The 19,633-nt window shown below is 68.5% G+C and carries 21 protein-coding genes; 10 read left to right on the top strand and 11 right to left on the bottom strand.

All coding sequences use genetic code 11. The features are described from left to right. Nucleotides 1–9: 9 nt before the first annotated feature. The 8 genes from NGK70_RS22365 to NGK70_RS22330 all read left to right on the top strand — a co-directional run bounded on the left by NGK70_RS22365 (nt 10) and on the right by NGK70_RS22330 (nt 8,434). Nucleotides 10–2,517: an MMPL family transporter gene (locus NGK70_RS22365; RefSeq protein ID WP_251970661.1), complete on the top strand. Its 2,508-nt coding sequence runs from the start codon at nt 10–12 to the stop codon at nt 2,515–2,517. 100 nt (nt 2,518–2,617) lie between these two features. After that, nucleotides 2,618–3,463 carry a polysaccharide deacetylase family protein gene (locus NGK70_RS22360; RefSeq protein ID WP_251970660.1) on the top strand — a complete coding sequence of 282 codons (846 nt, stop codon included), beginning with the start codon at nt 2,618–2,620 and terminating at the stop codon, nt 3,461–3,463. Beyond that, a complete protein-coding gene (locus NGK70_RS22355) occupies nt 3,460–4,299 on the top strand; it encodes a class I SAM-dependent methyltransferase (protein ID WP_251970659.1) in 840 nt (279 codons plus the stop codon). Before NGK70_RS22360 ends, NGK70_RS22355 begins: the two co-directional genes overlap by 4 nt. Further along, a complete protein-coding gene (locus tag NGK70_RS22350) occupies nt 4,299–5,501 on the top strand; it encodes a beta-ketoacyl-[acyl-carrier-protein] synthase family protein (RefSeq protein WP_251970658.1) in 1,203 nt (400 codons plus the stop codon). The genes NGK70_RS22355 and NGK70_RS22350 overlap by 1 nt, the downstream gene beginning before the upstream one ends. Then, entirely contained in the window at nt 5,501–6,346 is an 846-nt protein-coding gene (locus NGK70_RS22345; RefSeq protein WP_251970657.1) for a beta-ketoacyl synthase chain length factor, read from the top strand. Before NGK70_RS22350 ends, NGK70_RS22345 begins: the two co-directional genes overlap by 1 nt. Further along, nucleotides 6,343–6,798, top strand: coding sequence for a hotdog family protein (locus tag NGK70_RS22340; protein ID WP_310742555.1), 456 nt, complete (start codon nt 6,343–6,345; stop codon nt 6,796–6,798). Before NGK70_RS22345 ends, NGK70_RS22340 begins: the two co-directional genes overlap by 4 nt. Nucleotides 6,799–6,870: 72 nt before the next feature. Then, nucleotides 6,871–7,626: a 3-oxoacyl-ACP reductase FabG gene (fabG, locus tag NGK70_RS22335; protein ID WP_251970656.1), complete on the top strand. Its 756-nt coding sequence runs from the start codon at nt 6,871–6,873 to the stop codon at nt 7,624–7,626. Nucleotides 7,627–7,639: 13 nt separating this feature from the next. Then, nucleotides 7,640–8,434 carry a DUF5131 family protein gene (locus NGK70_RS22330; RefSeq protein ID WP_251970655.1) on the top strand — a complete coding sequence of 265 codons (795 nt, stop codon included), beginning with the start codon at nt 7,640–7,642 and terminating at the stop codon, nt 8,432–8,434. Between the two features lie 45 nt (nt 8,435–8,479). Here the strand turns inward: NGK70_RS22330 and NGK70_RS22325 are convergent, their stop codons facing one another. Next, nucleotides 8,480–9,112, bottom strand: a complete 633-nt coding sequence (locus NGK70_RS22325; RefSeq protein WP_251970654.1) for an ATP-binding protein — start codon at nt 9,110–9,112, stop codon at nt 8,480–8,482. Here NGK70_RS22325 and NGK70_RS22320 point away from each other — a divergent pair. Then, nucleotides 9,051–9,695 (top strand): hypothetical protein, encoded by a 645-nt coding sequence (locus NGK70_RS22320; RefSeq protein WP_251973912.1) that lies wholly within the window; start codon nt 9,051–9,053, stop codon nt 9,693–9,695. The genes NGK70_RS22325 and NGK70_RS22320 overlap by 62 nt on opposite strands. A gap of 34 nt (nt 9,696–9,729) precedes the next feature. Here NGK70_RS22320 and NGK70_RS22315 read toward each other — a convergent pair whose 3' ends face one another. Further along, a complete protein-coding gene (locus NGK70_RS22315) occupies nt 9,730–10,473 on the bottom strand; it encodes a DNA translocase FtsK (protein ID WP_251970653.1) in 744 nt (247 codons plus the stop codon). Nucleotides 10,474–10,624: 151 nt separating this feature from the next. On the opposite strand from NGK70_RS22315, the gene NGK70_RS22310 reads away from it, so the two are divergent. Then, on the top strand, nt 10,625–11,638 hold the full coding sequence (locus tag NGK70_RS22310; protein ID WP_251969112.1) for an IS701 family transposase: 1,014 nt from the start codon (nt 10,625–10,627) through the stop codon (nt 11,636–11,638). A gap of 22 nt (nt 11,639–11,660) precedes the next feature. On the opposite strand, the gene NGK70_RS22305 is transcribed toward NGK70_RS22310, so the two are convergent. The 9 genes from NGK70_RS22305 to NGK70_RS22265 all read right to left on the bottom strand — a co-directional run bounded on the left by NGK70_RS22305 (nt 11,661) and on the right by NGK70_RS22265 (nt 19,611). Beyond that, nucleotides 11,661–12,452, bottom strand: a complete 792-nt coding sequence (locus tag NGK70_RS22305) for a hypothetical protein (RefSeq protein WP_251970652.1) — start codon at nt 12,450–12,452, stop codon at nt 11,661–11,663. Between the two features lie 99 nt (nt 12,453–12,551). Continuing rightward, entirely contained in the window at nt 12,552–13,325 is a 774-nt protein-coding gene (locus tag NGK70_RS22300) for a hypothetical protein (RefSeq protein WP_251970651.1), read from the bottom strand. Between the two features lie 56 nt (nt 13,326–13,381). Further along, complete coding sequence (locus NGK70_RS22295; protein WP_251970650.1) at nt 13,382–14,473, bottom strand: DUF2779 domain-containing protein; 1,092 nt, start codon at nt 14,471–14,473, stop codon at nt 13,382–13,384. Further along, nucleotides 14,434–15,375 carry an L-rhamnose isomerase gene (locus NGK70_RS22290; protein WP_251970649.1) on the bottom strand — a complete coding sequence of 314 codons (942 nt, stop codon included), beginning with the start codon at nt 15,373–15,375 and terminating at the stop codon, nt 14,434–14,436. The genes NGK70_RS22295 and NGK70_RS22290 overlap by 40 nt, the downstream gene beginning before the upstream one ends. 84 nt (nt 15,376–15,459) lie before the next feature. Then, the gene (locus tag NGK70_RS22285; protein ID WP_251970648.1) at nt 15,460–16,107 is read right to left on the bottom strand and encodes a hypothetical protein; all 648 of its coding nucleotides are present in this window, start codon (nt 16,105–16,107) and stop codon (nt 15,460–15,462) included. A 13-nt stretch (nt 16,108–16,120) separates the two neighbouring features. Beyond that, nucleotides 16,121–17,149 (bottom strand): beta-ketoacyl synthase N-terminal-like domain-containing protein, encoded by a 1,029-nt coding sequence (locus tag NGK70_RS22280; protein ID WP_251970647.1) that lies wholly within the window; start codon nt 17,147–17,149, stop codon nt 16,121–16,123. Continuing rightward, nucleotides 17,149–17,466 (bottom strand): phosphopantetheine-binding protein, encoded by a 318-nt coding sequence (locus NGK70_RS22275; RefSeq protein ID WP_251970646.1) that lies wholly within the window; start codon nt 17,464–17,466, stop codon nt 17,149–17,151. The genes NGK70_RS22280 and NGK70_RS22275 overlap by 1 nt, the downstream gene beginning before the upstream one ends. Further along, the gene (locus NGK70_RS22270) at nt 17,463–18,695 is read right to left on the bottom strand and encodes an ABC transporter permease (RefSeq protein ID WP_251970645.1); all 1,233 of its coding nucleotides are present in this window, start codon (nt 18,693–18,695) and stop codon (nt 17,463–17,465) included. The genes NGK70_RS22275 and NGK70_RS22270 overlap by 4 nt, the downstream gene beginning before the upstream one ends. Further along, a complete protein-coding gene (locus NGK70_RS22265) occupies nt 18,685–19,611 on the bottom strand; it encodes an ABC transporter ATP-binding protein (RefSeq protein ID WP_251970644.1) in 927 nt (308 codons plus the stop codon). The genes NGK70_RS22270 and NGK70_RS22265 overlap by 11 nt, the downstream gene beginning before the upstream one ends. Nucleotides 19,612–19,633: the final 22 nt, after the last annotated feature.

Raw genomic sequence — 19,633 nt, 5'->3', positions numbered from 1 at the left:
GTCCCCCGCATGACCACCGGTAACGGCGCGGCGCTGCAGCGCGGCCGCCTGCAACGTCTCGCGGCTCCGCTGCTGTGGCTGCTGCTGCTCGCCGCCGCGCTGGGCGTGGCCCTGCGCGCGCGCTACGTGGCCGACCTGTCGGCCTTCCTGCCCGCCGCTCCCACCGCCGAGCAGCGCGTGCTGCTGGAGCAGCTGCGCAGTGGCGCCACCGCGCGGCTGCTGTTCATCGGCGTGACCGGGCCCGAGGCGGCGACACCCGTCGCTGGCGGTGTGTCCGCGGCCCCATCTGCTGGCTCCCCGGAGGCCGCCGCGCTGCGCGTGCGCCTGTCGCGCGAGCTGGGCGCGGTGCTGCGGGCCGGCGGGCGCTTCGAGGCGGTGCACAACGGCGACAGCGCCGCCACCGAGGCGATCGGCCGCTACCTCTTCGAGCAGCGCTACCGCTTCAGCCCGGCGGTGGACGCCCAGCGCTTCAGCGAGGCGGGCCTGCGCGCGGCCATCGACGACACCGTGGCGCTGCTGGGCACGCCGGCGGGCAGTCTGATCAAGCCGCTGCTCTGGCGCGACCCCACCGGCGAGGCGGTGCAGATGGCGCAGGCGATGACGCCGGCCACCGCCCCCGCCGAGCAGGACGGCCTGTGGGTCTCGCGCAACGGCCAGCGTGCCGTGCTGCTGGCCTTCACCCGGGCCGACGGGGCCGACCTGGACGGCCAGGCCGCCGCGGCCGACGAGGTGCGCAGCCAGTTCGCGAAGCTGGTGGCGGCGGTTCCCGCTGCCCAGCGCCCGCGGCTCGAACTGTCCGGGCCGGGGCTGATGGGCGTGCAGTCGCGCGCCCTGATCCAGGACGAGGTCGAGCGGCTCGCCCAGCTCGGCACGGCGCTGATGGTGGGCCTGCTGCTGCTGTCCTTCGGCTCGCTGCGCGCGTTGGCGGTGGCGATGCTGCCGGTGGCCACCGGCGTGCTGGCCGGCATCGCCGCGGTGGCGCTGCTGTTTGGCGAGGTGCACGGCTTCACGCTGGGCTTCGGCACCACGCTGATCGGCGAGGCGGTGGACTACGCGATCTACTACCTCATCCAGGCGGGCGGTGCGGCCGGCGCGGCGGTGGGCGCCGCCCATTGGCTGCGCAGCAGCTGGCCCACCGTGCGACTGGGGCTGTGGACCTCGCTGGCCGGGTTCGCTGCGCTGGCGATCTCGGGCTTTGGCGGGCTGGCTCAGCTGGGGGTGTTCTCGATGGCCGGCCTGCTGGCCGCGGCCGGCACTACGCGCTGGGTGCTGGTGCGGCTGGCGCCTGCCGGGGCGACCGGGCAGGGGATGCGCCCGGCGATGGGCCGCTTCATGGCCCTGGCGCTGCACAGCTGGCCGCGCACTCGCTGGCTCTGGCTGGGCCTGACCGCCGCGGCGCTGCTGCTGACGGCCTGGCAGCCCAGCGCCTGGCGTGGCAGCCTGTCGTCGATGAGCATGCTCTCGCCTGCCGCCCTGGCGCTGGATGAGTCGCTGCGTGCCGACCTGGGGGCCGCCGACGGCGGCGTGTTGGTCGCTGTCGAAGGGCCCGACGAGGCCACCGTGCTCGAACGCGCCGAAGCGGCCGGTCGGCGCCTGGATGCCCTGGTGGAGGCCGGCCAGCTGATGGGCTACGAATCCCCGGCGCGCTGGCTGCCCAGCCCGGCCACGCAGCGAGCGCGGCTGGCGGCCCTGCCACCGGCCGAGGAGCTGAGTGCACGCCTGGCCGCTGCCACGGCCGACGGGCCGCTGCCGGCCAGCAAGCTGCAGCCCTTCCTGGACGACGTCCAGGCCCAGCGCGGCCAGCCGCTGCTGGACCGCCAGGCCCTGCAGGCCACCCCGCTGGCGCCGGTGCTCAACGCGCAGTTGCTCCCCGGCGGGCGCGATGCCCGCAGCGGCACCACCCGGCCATGGACGGTGCTGATGCCGCTGCACCTGAAGCCGGATGCCGCTGACGCTGCGGCCACCGACTTGCAGCGCGCGCTGCAGGGCCTGCCGGAGACCCGCCTGGTGCGCATCAGCAAGGAGCTCAACGCGCTGTACGCCCACTACCTGCGCGAGGCGCAGTGGCAGACGCTGGCCGGCGCGGGCCTGGTCGTGCTGCTGCTGGCCTGGCACCTGCGCTCGGCGCGCCGGCTGTGGCGCGTGCTGGCGCCGTTGGCGGCCAGCGTGGCGCTGGTACACGCCGGCCTGGCGCTGGCCGGGGTGGCGCTGGGCATCCTGCACCTGGTGGGCTTCCTGCTCGTGGTGGCGGTGGGCTCCAACTACGCGCTGTTCTTCGACCACCTCCAGTCCGATCCGGGCGCTCCGGCGGGTGGGCCCGACCGCGACACCCTGACCTCGCTGCTGCTGGCCAACCTCACCACCGTGCTGTCCTTCGGGCTGCTGGCGATCTCCGGCATGCCGGCGCTGGCGGCCATCGGGCAGGTCGTGGCGCCCGGGGCGCTGCTCAGCCTGTGGCTGGCGGCGGCGTTCGCGGCACCGCGGTCCGCGGCAGGCGAGGGGGCCCAGCGCGCCTGACGCAGCCGGTCGACGCCGGGCAGTCTGTGGGAAAATCCCAGCTTCGGCACGGACCCTCGATGCTGCCGAGCACCGCCGCCGCCCCTGCCCGAAACCGACTGTGTCCGCCATCGTCTCGTCTGCCGGCCCTGAACGCTGGCCCCTGCCCCCCGTGCTGCGCACCAGCGCCCTCCTGCACGGGATGGCCCTGCTGCTGTGGCTGTGGCAGCCGCCCCTCTGGCCCTGGCTGCTGGCCGGGTTGCTGCTCAACCATGCGGTGATCGTCGCGCTGGGCCTGTGGCCGCGCTCCACCGGCCTGGGCCCGAACGTGCGGCGCCTGCCGCCAGCCGCCGTGCAGCGGCGCGAGATTGCCCTGACCATCGACGATGGCCCGGACCCGGAGGTCACCCCGGCCGTGCTCGACCAGCTCCAGGCTGCGGGCGCGGTGGCCACCTTCTTCTGCATCGGCGAGCGGGTGCAGGCCCACCCGGCGCTGGCGCGCGAGATCGTCGCGCGCGGTCACAGCCTGCAGAACCACAGCCAGCGCCACGATCACCGCTTCTCCTTCTCCGGCCCGGCGGCCTTCGCGAAGGAACTGCGCGCGGCGCAGGCCACGATCGCCCAGGCCACCGGCGTGACGCCCAACTGCTTCCGCGCCCCGGCGGGACTGCGCAACCCCTTCCTGGCCCCGGTGCTGCAGCGCCTGGGCCTGCATCTGGTGAGCTGGACCCGGCGCGGCTTCGACACCCGCGAGCGCGACCCCGCCCGGGTGCTGGAGCGGCTGTGCCGCGACCTGGCCGCCGGTGACATCCTGCTGCTGCACGACGGCCATGTGGCCCGTACCCCACAGGGCCGACCGGTGGTGCTGGAGGTGCTGCCCGAGCTGCTGGCGCGTTGCCGCACCGCGGGGCTGACGCCCGTCACGCTGCCCCAGGCCCTGGGGGCGGTTCCGCCGACGTTCCGATGACGCTTCCCCCGACTTCCTCTTCCATCCTTTCCAGCCGGGCCGCTCCGCCGGCGGCGCGGGCCTGCTGGAACCAGCTGCTCGACCATGTGGCCGACCGCTACCGCCCAGCGGGCCGCTTCGCCTCGCACTTCGCGCGCGGCAAGCTGGGCATGGACCCGGTGTTCCGCCACCTGCTGGCCGAGGGCCTGCTGCCGGCGGGCGCCGAGGTGCTGGACATCGGCTGCGGCCAGGGCCTGCTGACGGGGCTGCTGCGCGCGGTCGATGTGGTCGAGGCCCGCCTGGGCTGGCCCGCCGACTGGGCCGCCGCGCCGCGGGGCTGTCGGGTCACGGGCGTCGAGTTGATGTCGCGCGACGTCGAGCGGGCCCGTGCGGCCGCTGCTTCGGATGCAGCCGCCACTGCAGTCCGTGGCGAGCATGGCCGGGACGAATTCATCTGCGGCGACATGCGCCTGGTGCCCTTCCCGCCCTGCGACGCGGTGGTGATCCTGGACGTGCTGCACTACATCCCGGTCGATGAGCAGGATGCCGTGCTGGCGCGCGTGCACGCCGCCCTGCGCCCGGGCGGGCGGCTGCTGCTGCGCGTGGGCGATGCCCAGGAGCGCTGGGGCTTTCGTGTCAGCCAGTGGGTCGACCGCGTCGTCACCCTCGTGCGGGGCCACAGCGCGCCGCCCACCTGGGGCCGCTCGCTGGCCGACTGGCAGACAGCGCTGCGCCGGCTCGGCTTCACCGTCGAGGCGCGCCCCATGAGCCAGGGCACCCCCTTTGCGAACGTCCTGCTGATCGGACGCCGGCGGGACGGCCCCCCGCCGCCCGTGGCGAACCCGGAGACCTCCTGATGACGCCGCTGGCCATCACCCACTTCACCCTGACCACGGCCCTGGGGGCCGGCAATGCGCCCAATGCGGCCGCGCTGCGCCAGGGCCGCAGCGGCCTGCAGCCCTGCCGTTTTCTCGATGTGAGGCTGCCCGGCTGGGTCGGCGAGGTGGGCGGCCTGGACGAGCCAGCCCTGCCGGCCGCACTGTCGGACTTCGATTGCCGCAACAACCGCCTGGCCTGGCTGGGCCTGCAGCAGGACGGTTTTGCCGATGCGGTGGCGCGCGCACGCACTCGCTGGGGCGCCCACCGCGTGGCGGTGCTGATGGCCACCAGCACCTCGGGCATCCTGCAGACCGAGCTGGCCTACCGCCACCGCGGCGCCGATGGGGCGCTGCCGGCCGATTTCCACTACGCCCAGACCCACAACACCGGCTCGCTGGCGCTGTTCGCGGCGCAGACCTTGGGCCTGAGCGGCCCGGCCTGGGTGGTCTCCACCGCCTGCTCGTCCAGCGCCAAGGTCTTCGCGGCGGCGCAGCGGCTGATCGAGGCCGGTTGGGCCGACGCGGCCGTGGTCGGCGGGGTGGACAGCCTGTGCCTGACCACGCTGTACGGCTTCAACTCGCTGGAGCTGTTCTCGCCCGAGATCTGCCGCCCCTGGGATGCCCGGCGCAGCGGCCTGTCGCTGGGCGAGGCGGCCGCCTACGCGTTGCTGCAGCGGGAGGCTTCACGGGGCAGTGAACCGGGCAGCGAGGCGGCTGCGGGCTGGCTGCTCGGCACCGGCGAGAGCAGCGACGGCTACCACATGAGCTCGCCCCATCCGGAGGGAATCGGTGCCATTGCGGCGATGCGCCAGGCCCTGGACAGTGCCGGCTGCGACGCCAGCGTGGTGGACTACATCAACCTGCACGGCACCGCGACGCCCAACAACGACGCGATGGAAGACCGTGCCGTGCGCGCCGTTTTCGGCGACGCCGTGCCCTGCAGCTCCACCAAGGGAGCCACCGGTCACACCCTGGGCGCGGCCGGTGCGGTGGAGGCAGCGATCGGGCTGCTGGCGCTGCAACAGGGCTTCATCCCCGGCGGGTTGAACTGCGGCGAGCGGGATCCGGCCCTGGGGGCGAACTACGTCACCGAGAGCCGGGCGGCGCCGCTGCGCCGGGTGCTGAGCAATTCCTTCGGCTTCGGCGGGTCCAACGCCAGCCTGCTGCTGGGAGCCGCCTGATGGGTGCCGCTGCTGTCGAGATCGACCTGCTGGGCATCGGCCTGGCTGGCCCCGGGCTGCCGGGCTGGGAAGCCTCGCTGCCGGTGCTGCGCGGCGAGCAGGCCCATGCGGGCCAGCCCACCGTGGTCCCGCCTCCCACCTGCCTGCCTGCCGCCGAGCGCCGCCGCGCCGGCCTGGCGGTGCGCGCCGCCATCGCGGTGGCCGAGGCGGCCTGTGCCCACGCCGGCCTGGCCCCGGCGACGCTGGCCAGCGTGTTCACCTCCTCGTCCGGTGACGGCGGCAACTGCCACAGCCTGTGCGAGTCGCTCGCCGCGCCGGACCCGGTGGTGTCGCCCACCCGCTTCACCAACTCCGTGCACAACGCCGCGGCCGGCTACTGGCACATCGCCGTCACCGGCCGGCAGGCCTCGACCAGCCTGTGCGCCTTCGATGCCAGCTTCGATGCCGGCCTGACCGAGGCGGTGATGCAGGTGCTCGCGCTGCGCCAGCCCGTGCTGCTGGTCGCCTGCGACGCGCCCTACCCGCAGCCGCTGCAGGCCGTGCGGCCCTTGCCCGATGCGATGGGCGTGGCGCTGGTGCTGGCGCCGGGAGGCACGGTCGCGCAGCCGCTCGCCCGCCTGCGTCTGGCCCTGCAGCCCGACTCGGGCGAGCCGGCCGAGGCGGCCACCGCCTGCGCCGATGCCGGCCTGGACGCCCTGCGTGCCCAGATCCCGGCGGCCCGTGCGCTGCCGCTGCTGGTGGCGGTGGCCCGGGGCGAGGCGGCGCGCGTCGTGCTGCCCGGCGCTGGTGCGGGCGCGGGCAAAGGCGCGGTGCGCCTGCACATCGACGTGATCGGTTCGGCGTGACCGGCCCCGCCGTGCTGCTCGACGCCGCCGGCATCGCCGCGCTGATCCCGCACAGCGGCCGCATGTGCCTGCTGGAGCAGCTGGTCGCCTGGGACGACGGGCGCATCCAATGCCGAACCCGCAGCCACCACGCGGCGGACCACCCGCTGCGCAGCGACAGCGGACTGCTGGCCTGCCACGCGATCGAGTACGCCGCCCAGGCAATGGCCCTGCACGGTGGCCTGCTGGCGCAGGCGGCGGGCGGTGTGGCCACCCCAGGCTACCTGGCCAGCGTGCGCGGCGTGCAGCTGCATCGCTGGCGGCTGGACGACCTGCCCGGGCCGCTGGACGTGCAGGCCGAGCGCCTGGCCGGCGACGAGCGCCAGCTGCTCTACGCCTTCACCGTGCGCCACGACGGCCAGGCGGTGGCCGAGGGCCGCGCCGCAGTGGTGCTGAACACCCCGCTGCCCTGAGGGCGGTGCCGTTCCTCGCCTCCTCCCTTTCTTCCCTATTTCCGACCAACCCGCCCACCGATGAGCAGCGCCATGCCGACCCCCTCTCCCGTGCCATCCGCTCCCCCCCGGCTGGCGCTGGTCACCGGTGCCAGCGGCGAGCTGGGCCGCGCCATCGCCCGCCGGCTGGCCGCCGATGGCCTGGAGGTGATCGTGCACGCCAACAGCCGGCTGGAAGCGGCCGAGGCGGTCGCGGCCGAGATCGTCGCCGCCGGCGGCCGGGCCCGCGCGCTGGCCTTCGACATCACCGACCGCGCCGCCTGCCGCGCCGCGCTGGAGGCCCTGCTGGCCGAGGGCCGGCCGGTGCAGGTGCTGGTCAACAACGCCGGCATCCACGACGACGCGGTCTTCCCTGGCATGCGCGACGAGCAGTGGGACCGGGTGCTGGACGTCTCGCTCAACGGCTTTTTCAACGTCACCCAGCCGCTGACGATGCCGATGATCCGCTCCCGCTGGGGCCGCATCGTCAACATCAGCTCGGTGGCTGCCGTCACCGGCAACCGCGGCCAGGTCAACTACGCCGCGGCCAAGGGCGCGCTGCACAGCGCCGGCCGTGCCCTGTCGCTGGAGCTGGCCTCGCGCGGCATCACGGTCAACACCGTGGCGCCCGGCGTGATCGCCTCGCCGATGGCCGACGCGGCCTTCAGCGCCGAGGCCATCGCCAAGCTGGTGCCCGCCAAGCGCGCCGGCCGCCCCGAGGAGGTCGCCGCGCTGGTGGCCTTCCTGGCTGGGGACGACGCAGGCTACATCTCCGGGCAGGTGATCTCGATCAACGGCGGGATGGCCTGAGGGGCAGCTCCCCGTGGCAAAGCACAACCCCGGCGACATCCTCACCTCGGACTGGAACCCGGTCGTGGGTTGTCGACGCTACTCGGCCGGCTGTCGCGACTGCTGGTGGCTCGACGGCATCATGCCCTGGCAAAGGCGCCTCGGTAACCTCCCGGACAACCTGACCGAGGGCGTGCCGCTGCTGCTGGAAACCCGGCTCGACCCAGCCAAGCTGCGCGGCAAGACCGGCATCGTCGGCGTCGTCCAGCATGGTGATCTGTTCTGGGACGAGGTGCCAGAACCGGCGATCCATCGCGTCCTGGACGTGGTCGACCAAGTTGCGGCTGAACGCACCGAGCAGGCCGTTCGGCGGCCCGCTCGGGCGGCCCCCCGTCCTGCCTCGCCGACCAAGTATGTGATCTGGAGCAAGCGGGCCGAGCGCATGGCTGACGTGTTGGCACGCCGCTATCCGCAGGGCCTGCCGGCGCACCTGGCCTGTGGCGTGTCGGTGGAGAACCAGGCGCTGGCCGATGAACGCCTGCCCCACCTGCTGCGTATCGCCGGCTGGCGTTTCGTGATGATCGAGCCGATGCTCGGTCCGATCGACCTGGCCGGTTACGAGGATGTCGACTGGATCGTCGTGGGCTCGGAAACCGGCAGCCCGCGTGCGCGGCCGCTCAATCCGGACTGGGTGCGCGCGCTGCGCGACTTTGCCTGCGTGAACGGCATCCCGTTCTTCCTCAAGCAGCTGGGCACGAGCCACAAGAGCCCCGATCGCGATCTGGATGGGCGCTGCTGGGACGAGTTCCCCGCCGGCTTCGTGAAGTAGCCCGGTCCTTCAGGGGCTTCAGCACACCCGGCGGATGCGCTGGGTTCACGCCAGCGCTGCCAGAAAACCCATTGGCCGCTCGGAGGACTTGGACTTCAGGGCGGTCAGCTGCCGCAGCCGCGCCAGCAAATCAGCCGCGTCGGCGGGCGGATGCAACCGCGCTCCGCGCAACACCGCGGCGAAGTCGCCCGGTGCCAGCCTGTCCGTGCCGGCCAGGGCCTGGACGGTGGCGCCGTCCACGCTCAGGCCAAGGCTGGCAGCCGTCTCGGCAAACATGGCCTGCGCCTGGGCTGGGCGCAGGAAATCCAGCCGGATGCAAGCGTCAAAGCGGCGCATCGCAGCCTCGTCCAGCTGGTCCATCAGGTTGGTGGAGGCGATGAAGAGCCCGTCGAAGTCCTCCATCTGCGTGAGCATTTCGTTGACCTGCGTGACCTCCCAGGAGCGCTGCGCGCCGCGCCGGCTGCGCAGGAAGCTGTCGGCCTCGTCGAGCAGCAGCACCGCACCGTCCACCCGGGCCTGGGCGAACATCTCGGCGATGTGGCGCTCCGCCTCCCCGACGTAAGGATGACGGGCGGATTGAAGCTCGGTCTCAGCCGGTACGACAGCAAATGTCGCATTGAAGCAGCACCCGCATCCAGCGACACATCCGCTCGGTTGCTCAGTCACACTGGCGAACATGCCTAACTGTCAAGTCTCCCTCGCTCTGATCGACACCGAAACCACCGGGCTCGACCCCGCCGAAGACGAACTGATCGGGATGAGCATATTGCTGGGTCGAGTAGATCTGCATTCCGGTGGGCTATTCCAAGTCCTGGACCGCTACACGGGCTGGCGCCAGCCGGGGCGATTTAGCCGCCGGGCGCAACGCATCACCGGGATGAACCGCGCAAAGTTGAGAGGTCACAGCATCGATTGGTCACGGGTCCAGCGTCTGATCGCCCAGGCCGACCTGCTGGTTGGCCATGCGATGGACGTGGATCGGTCCTTCCTTCTGCCATGGCTGCCCCAATTGGCGCACAAGCCGGTGGCCTGTTCACTGCGTGACATCGACTGGTTTGGCATGCAGGGTATGGAACGGGCCGACATTGACTATCTGGCTGAGGTATTGGGGGTATCTGTAGAAGCGTCGACCGAAGGTGTGCCACCCGAGCGAGACTGCGATACCCTCAGTCGCATCTTGGCGCAGCCGCTGCCAGCCGAGCCGGACCGCACCGGCTTCCAGGCGCTGATCTCCGCTGCATGCAGACGAACTCAAGGGTAAAGTGCAATACGTAGGTGTGAGATGGCAACGATATTCACCGTGCCGCTCGTTGCCGAACTTCGAGTACTTTCCGGATGCCACCGGAATCAGGTGCGCTAACCACCCCTCTGACCTCCATGGCCGCAAGAAGCCGGACCGCTCGATTGTACCCTATTCGGACGATGCGCTGCAATTCGGGGACTGAAATCTGTTGGATATCTCGTACCGCGTTTACCGCATCAAAGTAGAGTGAATCCACGGCTCCATCAGGCTCTGTTTCATCATCGGAACGATAGTCGACGGCGAATCTATGAGTTACTTCTGAGATTGTTTTTCTGTATAAATCCGTCTCCTTTGAAGATGGGCTTCTAGATAGTTCAAATACCCCTATCTTGGTAGCATAGAGGATCCAAGTTCTTTCATGAAACCCTATTATTTTCCCATCAAAAAGATTGGGCTCAGCTTTTATTTCTGCGATGCGGGCAACCGTTCTTGCTAGATCGCTACCAAATGGTAGCTCACCCAATCCTGGATAAACAACTCGTGGAGACCCTCCCGCGCGAGCATGATCTAGGGCAATGCAAGTTTCTTCATCAATATGAGGATCAAATAACTCTATATTTAATCTGGGCATGGAGCGGAAAAACTTGCAAAATCGGCTGCTTCTAGGTGCACTGAGAATCCAGCGATAGATCTCTGAGTCAATCTCGTCAACGCGTGCCCCAAAGCCCTCTTCTCGAGCAATGAGCCGAATGAGATTGGCGCGATCCCTCTCGCTATTATCTCTTGATTTGCCCACCTCAATCTTTGAAAGGCGCGCAGAGACGGTATCCAGCTGTTGTGTTAAGCGAGAAATCTTTAACCTTAGGACTTACGCAAACGTTTAAATCAAACTAGATTATTTAATATATCGGCGCCGATTTCGTGGTATTTGTGATAATATATTCACCATGAAACCCACGAGCCGAGACTACTGCCAATTTCTGATATCCACACAAATCAACTACACGCAGACCTATTTTGCGGATCACCATCAGAGGTTTTCTCATGACGCCATAAATCGCTACTTGCAGGCTGCCAATATCAGCCCGGCCGATGTCTGGAATCTGGCCCGACGAAACATCGAATTTGACGACGATGCCTGCCTGGTTTTCGATGACAGCGTTCTGGACAAGAACCACTCGCACAAAATCGAGCTGGTGCGCAAACAGTACAGCGGCAACGCCCACGGCCTGATCAAGGGCATTGGGGTGGTCAACTGCCTGTACGTGAACATCAAGACCGGCCACTACTGGATCATCGACTGGCGCATCTATGCGCCTGACGAAGACGGCAAGTCCAAGCTGGATCATGTCCAGGAGATGTTCGACAATGCCATGGCGCACAAGAAGCTGCCCTTTCGCACCGTGCTGATGGACTCCTGGTACGCCACCATGGATCTGATGAAGCACATCCACCGGGCGGGCAAGCACTTCTACTGCCCGCTCAAGAGCAATCGCAAGGTTGACGACAGCCAAGGCCAGCAGCCCTACAAGGCGGTCAGTACGCTGCAGTGGAGTGCCCAAGAACATGTGCATGGCAAACACGTCAAACTGTTCAAGTTTCCCAGTGACATCAAGCTGAAACTGTTCCGGGTTGTGGTTGATACCAATCGCACGGACTGGGTTGTGACAAACGACCTATCTCAAGATTCGACGGACGATACGCATGAGATGTGTGCCGTGCGCTGGAAGATTGAGCAGTACCACAGGGAGATCAAGCAGGTTCTTGGCATCGAAAAATGTCAGTGCAGAATGGCCCGGTCACAGAAGAATCACATCGCCTGCGCGATATTGGCCTGGGTCCACCTCTGCGAGACGGCCAAAGCGCTGAAGACAAACATCTACAGCCTGAAGAAGGGAATCCTCTCGGAATTCCTCAAGAAGGAACTTCGGTCACCAACCATTCGCATGGCACCCATCTGACATATTGAGTCGAAATGGCGAATCATTGCGCTAGCTGAAGTGACCCTGCGTAAGTCCTAAACCTAAGCTCCGATCGCCGCTCAGCGTATCCTCCAAACCAAGATATTGGGCTCAGTGTTATTCTATTTCGATATAGTTCGATTTTGCAATCATTTAAATTGGTGTGAATTTTGTTGGATTCCTGGGTGGCCTTTGCATGAATTCTGTCTAACATCTCCTTTTCGGCAGAGCGTTTCTCCTCACTTGCAGCAATATTCTTCCGAATTGAAGATTCAAGGCCCTCTGCGATTGAGATATAACCCAGGTGAAGGCGCTCCAGTTCTCGCCACTCACTCGCGGCCATTTCCAAGTCAAGTAATTCCTTCAAACGTAGAGCAGAAAGAAAGGATGGACTCTTCCGGAGTAGTTCCTCGTATGCTGACTTCTTGGTAATCTCAAGGGCTTGTCTATTAAGATTTAGGCTTTCGCGCCTATCTCTCTCTTTTGCTCTTGCTGCATGCTCTATTATCTGATTTCTTTCCCTTCCTACCCGCTCAATATTCTCGCCAATCTTGAGCAGATTTTCATTTCCATCTAACTGCAATTGCTCCATGTGCCGGTGGTGCTCTATTGCATTCTCATTGTTTCTCTCGATGATCTGTTTAATTCCCTCAAGATGTTTGGCGCTTCTTATGGCAGCATTTGCGCCAGCCCGATCGCGTTCTTCTTTCTCGCTAATTTCTTTTGCAACGCTTACCTGTAGACCACTTTCTACACGAGTTCTTTTGCCAGCAGCCACTTCCGCCAGTTGTTCATCTAGGAGTTGTTTATTCATAGTGATATACCCTTCGGTGGATTTATTAACCCAGCACTAAATCATCAACTTTAGTTGGTTTACTGCCGGGTGAATGGATTCGTTTCGAATCAGTTAGGTTCATGAGCCGCACAGATCGCGGTCAAAATCTATTTCTCGGCAATCAGGCAAGGTTCCCGCACACCAATCCTCGAACGCCTTGCTGCGTTCCAAATGCTTGGAAACTTGGCAGAACAACCGTTCACGAGAGAAGATGTCCAATGCGCGTTGGCCAGTCAGCATTCCGGAGAAAAACACCGGGAACTGGTAACCTTGGGTAGTGGAGTCAATGTGGCAACAGCAACCGGATTGTCGCCCCGGCGTCCTCCTATCGAGGTAGATGCGAGAAGCAAGTGCGTTCGCAACGACAACTGCCTTTGGCCGAATGAGATCAATCGCCTGATCGAAAATATCCAGCTGAGCGGTTCCAAATGGATTCACCGAAAGCGGCCGCAAAGATTTCAATACCTGCAGCGTGAGCGCCGTCTGGTTCGTTTCTCTGACAGCGAACAAGTCAAGGTGGTACCAGGGGTTCCCAACAATACAGGCCAGCTGACGGTGCCACTTGAAGTAGGCGTAGTTTTGCAGCGCAATTTGTTCCCAAGTAATCGCATGCTGTTGGTTGAACACAGGGTTTGGCCACTGAAAAACCGTAGCGGGATTGGGAAGTCCAGAGGAATTGTGTTGCTGAAGAGACTTCCAGCCGGCGACCGAAAATGACGGATTCATTCCGACAAAAACGATCGGATCATCGAGTACATCCGGGTACTGAATTGGCGCTAGCGTCTGCCCATTCGCCAGAGGGGACTTCCACAGATTCAGTAGGTCATTGTTGATTGGCATCATGCTTGTCATTTGACATCCTTTCGGTTGGATTGAATTGATTCCACTTTTCGCGGAACGGGTGAATTTCAAATGAAAGATTCCGCGGCCCACCCCTGCCAAACCATCACCATCGCCAACGTATCCAACTCGCAATACCTCAGCAGCGCCTGGCGCAGCTGTTCGCGTTCCAGCGCGGGTGAATCTTCGAACTGCATGCGCGCCCAGGCGGTGGTAGCGCTGCCGCCTTCGGCCAGTTCCAGGTCCTCGTCCACCTCCAGCGCCGCCAGAACTTCAGCCGGCAGGTCGTCGAAGACGGGAGGCAGGAGGTCGTAGGGGTTGGCGGGATGGCCGTCCGGACCGGCGCGCCACCAGGACCAGTGGGTGAAATTGCGGCTGGGGATGCCGCCGTCGGCGCCGTAGACGGGTGGGCTGTAGCGCTCGCGCAAGAAGGGGGAGGCGGCCATCACCGCCGGCAGCACCTTCTTGATGGAGGAGCTGCCCCGCGTGGCCGGGTGGAAGAAGGCACGGCGGGCCAGCACGCAGAGGTCCACCATCGCGCGCCGGCCTTGGTGGATGATCTGACCGTTTTCCTTCACGGTGATCAGCTCGCGCAGGAAGGCGCAGAGTGCATTCCGGTCCGGCGGTGGCGGCTCGCTGTCCTCCAGCTCGCGCAGCAGGTCGCGCAGGGTGGTGTTCTCGTGCGGGCTCCACATGAACACCGTGCCCTCGCTGCCCAGGCTGGCCTGGAGAGCGCGGACAAAAGCCAGGTTGGGGCACACGCCCGGATCCAGGCTGAGGAACTCGCCGACATGGGCGACGCTGCCGTCGCGCTCCATGCGGTGGTGCGAGAGCTGGAAGGCGATGTTGGCGTAGGGCCGCTGCCCGGCAAAGAAGGGGATGGCGACGCGGGCGGTTTCGAAGTCGATGAAATGCAGCGGCCAGCTCCAGCCGGCCATCTTCCGGCGCACCAGCTCCCGGTCCAGGTAGAAGGCCCCGCCACCGGGCCACTGGCCGCTCACCTGCATCCACTGGCGCTGGCGGGGGGTGAGGCCCTCGTCACGTACCTCATCCAGCTCGGCGGAGGTCATGCCGATGTCTTCCTCGTGCACCTCGCTCAATCGCCGCACGCCCAGGTCGATCAGCGCCTGCTTGCGGCGGAAGTTCCACAGGTCCAGCACCGTGCCGGCGTCGAGGGTGGCGCGGTCGCAGGCCAGCGCCTCGCCCCAGCAGGTGTGGAAGCCGCTGAGCAGCGGGCCCTGCGCCGGGGCACGGAACTCGCATCGTCCGCATTGCGCACCAATGGCCGGGGCATCCTGCGGTCGGCCTGGTAGGACTCGGCCCAGTCGCGGATGACCTCGTCGAACGGACCGTCGAAGCCCGGCGCCTTCAGTGGCCCGGACAGGATCTCATCGACATAGGCATCGACACAGGTCTGCGTCAGCAGCGGCGCGCCGATCGACCCGGCATCGCTGCCCTCGGCCACTTGCACCCCGGGACGGTCACCGGCGCGGCGGCGGATCTTGAAACGCTGGTTCAGGCCGGCCACGCTGGAGCGCTGCTCGGTATCGGCCAGCATCAGGTGGCTGCGGATGTGGCAGCCGGGAAAGGCCAGTTCCAGTACACGGCGCTGAAAGGCCACGTCCTGCAGGTAGGGCAACATCCCGCTGTTCAAGCCGCCGCGTTTGGCGCGGAAGGCATGCGGGTTGCAGGAGGAGAAGGACTTGGCCTTGACCTCGATGAGGTCGATCGCTTCGCCGTCCTTGCGCAGGATGTCCACCCGTACCAGGAAGGGGCCGTGGGCAACGGCCGCCTCGAACAACGTGACCCGGTCCTGACGCAGCAACTCGGCCGTCTGGGCCAGCGCAGCGGCGTTGCCGGTAGCGCTGACCTCGATGCCGCCAGGGAACATCAGCTTGGCCAGCTCGCCGACCTGGAATCCCCCATCGGCCAGCGCGGCCAGGAAGGCGTCGTCCGCCTGGGTGTTGGCCCAGCGCTCAGGCTTGCCGGTGTAGTACAGCTTCGTCGGGCATTCGACCGCCAGCTTGAAGCGCGATTTCGTCAAGTAGCGTGGACTGGACACGGCTCCTCCTCTGTGCGGTGACTGTAGGAGTCAGCCTCAGGGCAAGAAAGGTCAAAGTGCACATAGCACCCTGACAGCCAAGCGTCAGGTGCGCAGGTGCGTCAGCGCCTGCGACCACAGGTCAGCAGGCGCCAGGTTGCGGCAGTGCGGGACCTGGTCGAGTGGCAGTGGCAGCGACGCGGGGTCGGTAAGGCGCAGGCGCAGCCAGTGGTGGTGCCACGCGCGGGGTGCAACGCTGCCGTCGTCCGCCCGCTCGTCTGGCGCCTGTTGCTCGTCCCGCTCTTCCACCCAGCCGATCAGTAGCCCGCCGGGCGGGGCGTCCAGCAGGTTCGTGTGCAGCAGGGCGATCGGATCGCGCTGAGCCACGGCCTGGGCGTCGCCGCACCAGTCCAGATGAGCGGCGAGGGCCGAGAGCATCACCGCGGCCTGGCTCTGCAGGAAGGTGTAGGGCAGCGGCATCTGGCCCTGCGCCACGGCGGCCAGCGCGCTGCGCAGGGCCGGCTGGGCGCCGTCCAGGCTGCATACCCGCAGGGCGGCATCGGCGGGCAGCACACGCTCGCCCGCCGCTTCCAGGCAGCACAGGGCACCGTGCAGGGCGCGCTCGGCCCAGCGGCCCAGGCGACGCGGGCGCTGGCCCAGGCGGCGCACCAGATCCTGCGACCAGTCGGCGGGGAGTGGGTCGGCGCAGCGCCCAGCCACGGCCCACAGGCGGGGCGGTGGCTTCGGCGTCATGCCTGGCATCGGTTCATGCTGCATGGCGGACCTCGCCGTCTTCCAGTACGAGGGCGCCGTGCCCGCCGCCGAAGCCCAGGCTGAGGGCCAGCAGGCCGGGTCGCTCGGCGGTGATCCCGGGTAGCGTTGGCTGTGCGGTCAGCAGTGCCAGCTCGGCCGCGGCACTCGCACCCTGGGTGTGGCCGAGCAGGGCCTTGGGCCGGCTGCGCGGCGGCTGGTGCGGCAGGAGCCGGCGAAGGTGATCGTCCTCCAGCGCGTCGCTGCCGGGCTGGCCGGTGGCATGGGTCTTGACATGGCCGACGTGCGCGGCCGTCCAGCCTGCCTGTGCCAGGGCCTGGGCGACCGCCTGGTCGATGGCGCTGCCGGTGGGCCCGGCCGGGTCGCTGCCTGACACGCAGTGCGCCCCGCCGCGCAGGCGCCAACGGGCGGGCGCCGGGCCGACCGCCAGCGCTGCCACCGCCTCGCCCAGCACCAGCCCGCCGGTGGGGGCGGCCTCGCCCGCGGGCCACTCCGGCAGCAGCTGCAGCGCCGCGAAACCGCCCAGCGTGAAGCGGCTGAACAGCTCGATGCCGAGCACCAGCGCGGCCGGGACTTCGCCATGCGCCACCAGCGTGGCGGCCTGCCGCAGCGCGTTGACCGCCGAGGTGCAGGCGGTGGCCACGTTGAGCACCGGGCCCTGCCAGCCCAGCCGCCGCGCCACTTCCTCCGGGAAGCCGAAGCCGTCCGGGTACCAGGCACCGCCGCGTTCGAGCCGGCCGATGTCCAGCGACGAGGAGGCCAGCAGCAGCGCGCCACGCCGGTCGGCGTCGGCCTCGTGCACCACGCGCTCGATGTGCGCCAGCGCGCGCTGCAGCCAGGCGGAGTCGTCAGTGGCGTCGTCCGCGCCGTCCGGGATCGGCCGATAGGCGGCGCCGGACTCGCCCAGCGCGCGGCGCTGCAGCGCCGGGGCGTGGCCGGCCTGCCAGGCGCGCAGGCTGTCCGGCAGTGACTCGCCCAGCGCGCAGGCCAGGCCGCTCCCGTGCAGGTAGACCGGCCGGGGCATCACGGGCGGGGCCGGGCGCCGCGGCCGATCAGCTGCTCGGCCAGGTGCGCGGCAAGGTGGGCCACGCTGGCGAAGGCGCGCCGGGTGTCCTTGCTGTCGGTCATGCGCACGCCGTAGGCCTGCTGCAGCGCCATGGACAGTTGCAGCGCGTCCATCGAGTCGAGGTCCAGCCGGGCGTCGGGGCCGAACAGCGGCTCGTCGTCGCTCAGGCCGCCGGGGGGGTCGGCCTTTTCGGTGGCGTCGAGGATCAGGGCCTTGAGTTCGGCGTGCCAGGCGCGGCGGTCGGGGTCGGTGGCGAGGTGGGGGGGGGCGTTCATTCGAGCGGGGAGCGGCGCTGCAGGCCCCAAGCCGCCACGGCCAGCGCGGCGCCAGCCAGCGCCAACAGCGGCCAGAGCAGGGGCTGCACCTGGGGGAGGGAGCCGCCGCGCAGCAGCACGGTCAGCAGGGCTTCGAGGGCCCAGTTCATGGGCGAGACCTGGGCCAGCGCCTGCATCGGCGCGGGCATGATGAAGGTGGGCACCATGATGCCGCCGGCCGCGGCCATCAGCACGTTGACCAGCGGGCCGATGGCCAGGGCCTGGCCGCTGGTGCGCATGAGGCTGGCCAGCGCCAGGCCCAGGCCGACCGCGGCGGCGCTGATGGCCAGCAGCACCACGGCGAGCGCCGCCAGGTCGACGCCCTGCAGGCTCAGGCCGGGGCTGCCCAGCAGCGGCATCAGCCACAGGCCCACCGCCAGCATCAGCGCGGCCTGCAGGAGGTTGACACCCAGGTAGGGCAGGGCCTTGGCGGCGAGCAGAAGCCCGGGGCCGACGCCCATGCCGCGCAGGCGGGCGAGCGCGCCGCAGCGGCGTTCCTCGACGAACAGGCTGCCGAGCGCCGCGACGACGAAGAACATGCCGAACACCAGCCAGGCCGGCACGTTGTGCTGCACCGCGTTGGGCCGCACGAGCGCGCCCACGCGCTGCGCGGTGACGAAGTCGGCCACGCCGTCCGGGCTCATGCCACCGAGCGCCGACGGCGCCAGTTCGCTGAGCAGGGCCCGGGCGCGCAGGTTGCCGATGCCGCGTTCCAGCTCCGCCTGGGTGACGAGCAGCACGGCGGCGTCCAGCCCGGGCTCGGCATGCAGCACGAGGCGCGCCGGGTCGAGCCCCGCGCCGTCGATCAGCTCGGTCAGGCGTGCCGAGAAGCCACGTTGCACCTCCAGCACGTAGCCCAGCCGGCCCTGGCGCACGGCGCTGCGCCAGTCGGTGGGCAGGGGCTGCGCAGCGCCGTGGCGGGCCTGCCAGCGCTGCAGCAGCGCGCGCGCCGGGGCGCCGCCGTCGTGGTCGAGCACGGCGTAGCGGGCCGGTGGCCGCGGCGGCTCCCAGAAGTTCTGCAGCGCCAGCGACATCAGCACGATGAACATCAGCGGCATCAGGAAGAGCGCCGCCAGGCCGTGCAGGTCACGGCGCAGTGCCAGCAGCTCCTTGCGCATCAGGCCGAGCAGGATGGTGGCGCTGCGGCCGATCCGGCTGGCGCGGCCGGCCGGCGTGGGGTCAGGCGTCATCGCGCAGGGCCTCGTCGGTCAGCGCCATGAAGGTGCTCTCCAGCCGCGTGCGGCCGAACTCCGCGCCGCGCAGCGCCAGCCCGGCCGCCTCCAGGGCGCCCAGCACGCGTGCCGGGCTACTTTGCGGGTGGAGCCGCAGCTCCAGCCGTGTGCCGTCCAGTGGGCGCAGCTCGCCGTGCGCGGCCAGCAGGGCCCGCGCGGCCGGATGATCGGCCTTGGCGAGGTCCAGTGTCAGGCGCCGGCTCTGGTCGGCCAGCAGCTCGGCCAGCGGGGCGCAGCGCAGCACGCGGCCCTGGTCGAGGATCAGCACCTCGTCGGCCAGGGCCTCGATCTCGCCCATCAGGTGCGAGCTGACGACCAGCGCGATGCCCTCGTCGGCCAGGGCGCGCAGCACCTGGCGCAGGAAGGCGCGCGACTGTGGATCCACGCCGGCGGTCGGCTCGTCCAGCAGCAGCACCGCCGGGGCCGGCAGCAGCGCGATCGCCAGGTTCAGGCGCCGCTTCAGCCCGCCGGAGAGCTGGCCGGCGCGGCGCGTGCGCCAGTCCTGCAGGCGCGTCTGCGCCAGGGCCTGCTCGCTGCGCTGCCGCGCGGCGGCCTGGCCGAGGCCCGCGGCCGCGGCGAAGCAGGCCAGGTTCTCGGCCACGCTGAGCATGGGGTAGAAGGCGTCCTGCTGCGGCGCCAGCGCCACCACGCGGGGCTGGCCGGCGTGGGTGTCCAGCGGTTCGTCGCCCCAGCGGATGTCGCCGGCGTCGGGGCGGATCAGCCCGGTCAGCGCCGCCATCAGCGTGCTCTTGCCGGCACCGTTGGGGCCGAGCAGGCCGAGCAGGCGCCCCGGCGCGACCTGCAGCGACACGTCGGCCAGCGCGGGGCGCGCCGCGCCTGGGTAGGTGTAGTGCAGGCCGGTGGCGCGCAGCATCGGGTTTCCGGGCAGTGCGGTT

This window comes from Sphaerotilus microaerophilus, assembly GCF_023734135.1.
Classification (GTDB): domain Bacteria; phylum Pseudomonadota; class Gammaproteobacteria; order Burkholderiales; family Burkholderiaceae_C; genus Sphaerotilus; species Sphaerotilus microaerophilus.
The sequence above is the reverse complement of the archived record's forward strand: the minus strand, read 5'-3'. Positions and strand labels throughout refer to the sequence as shown.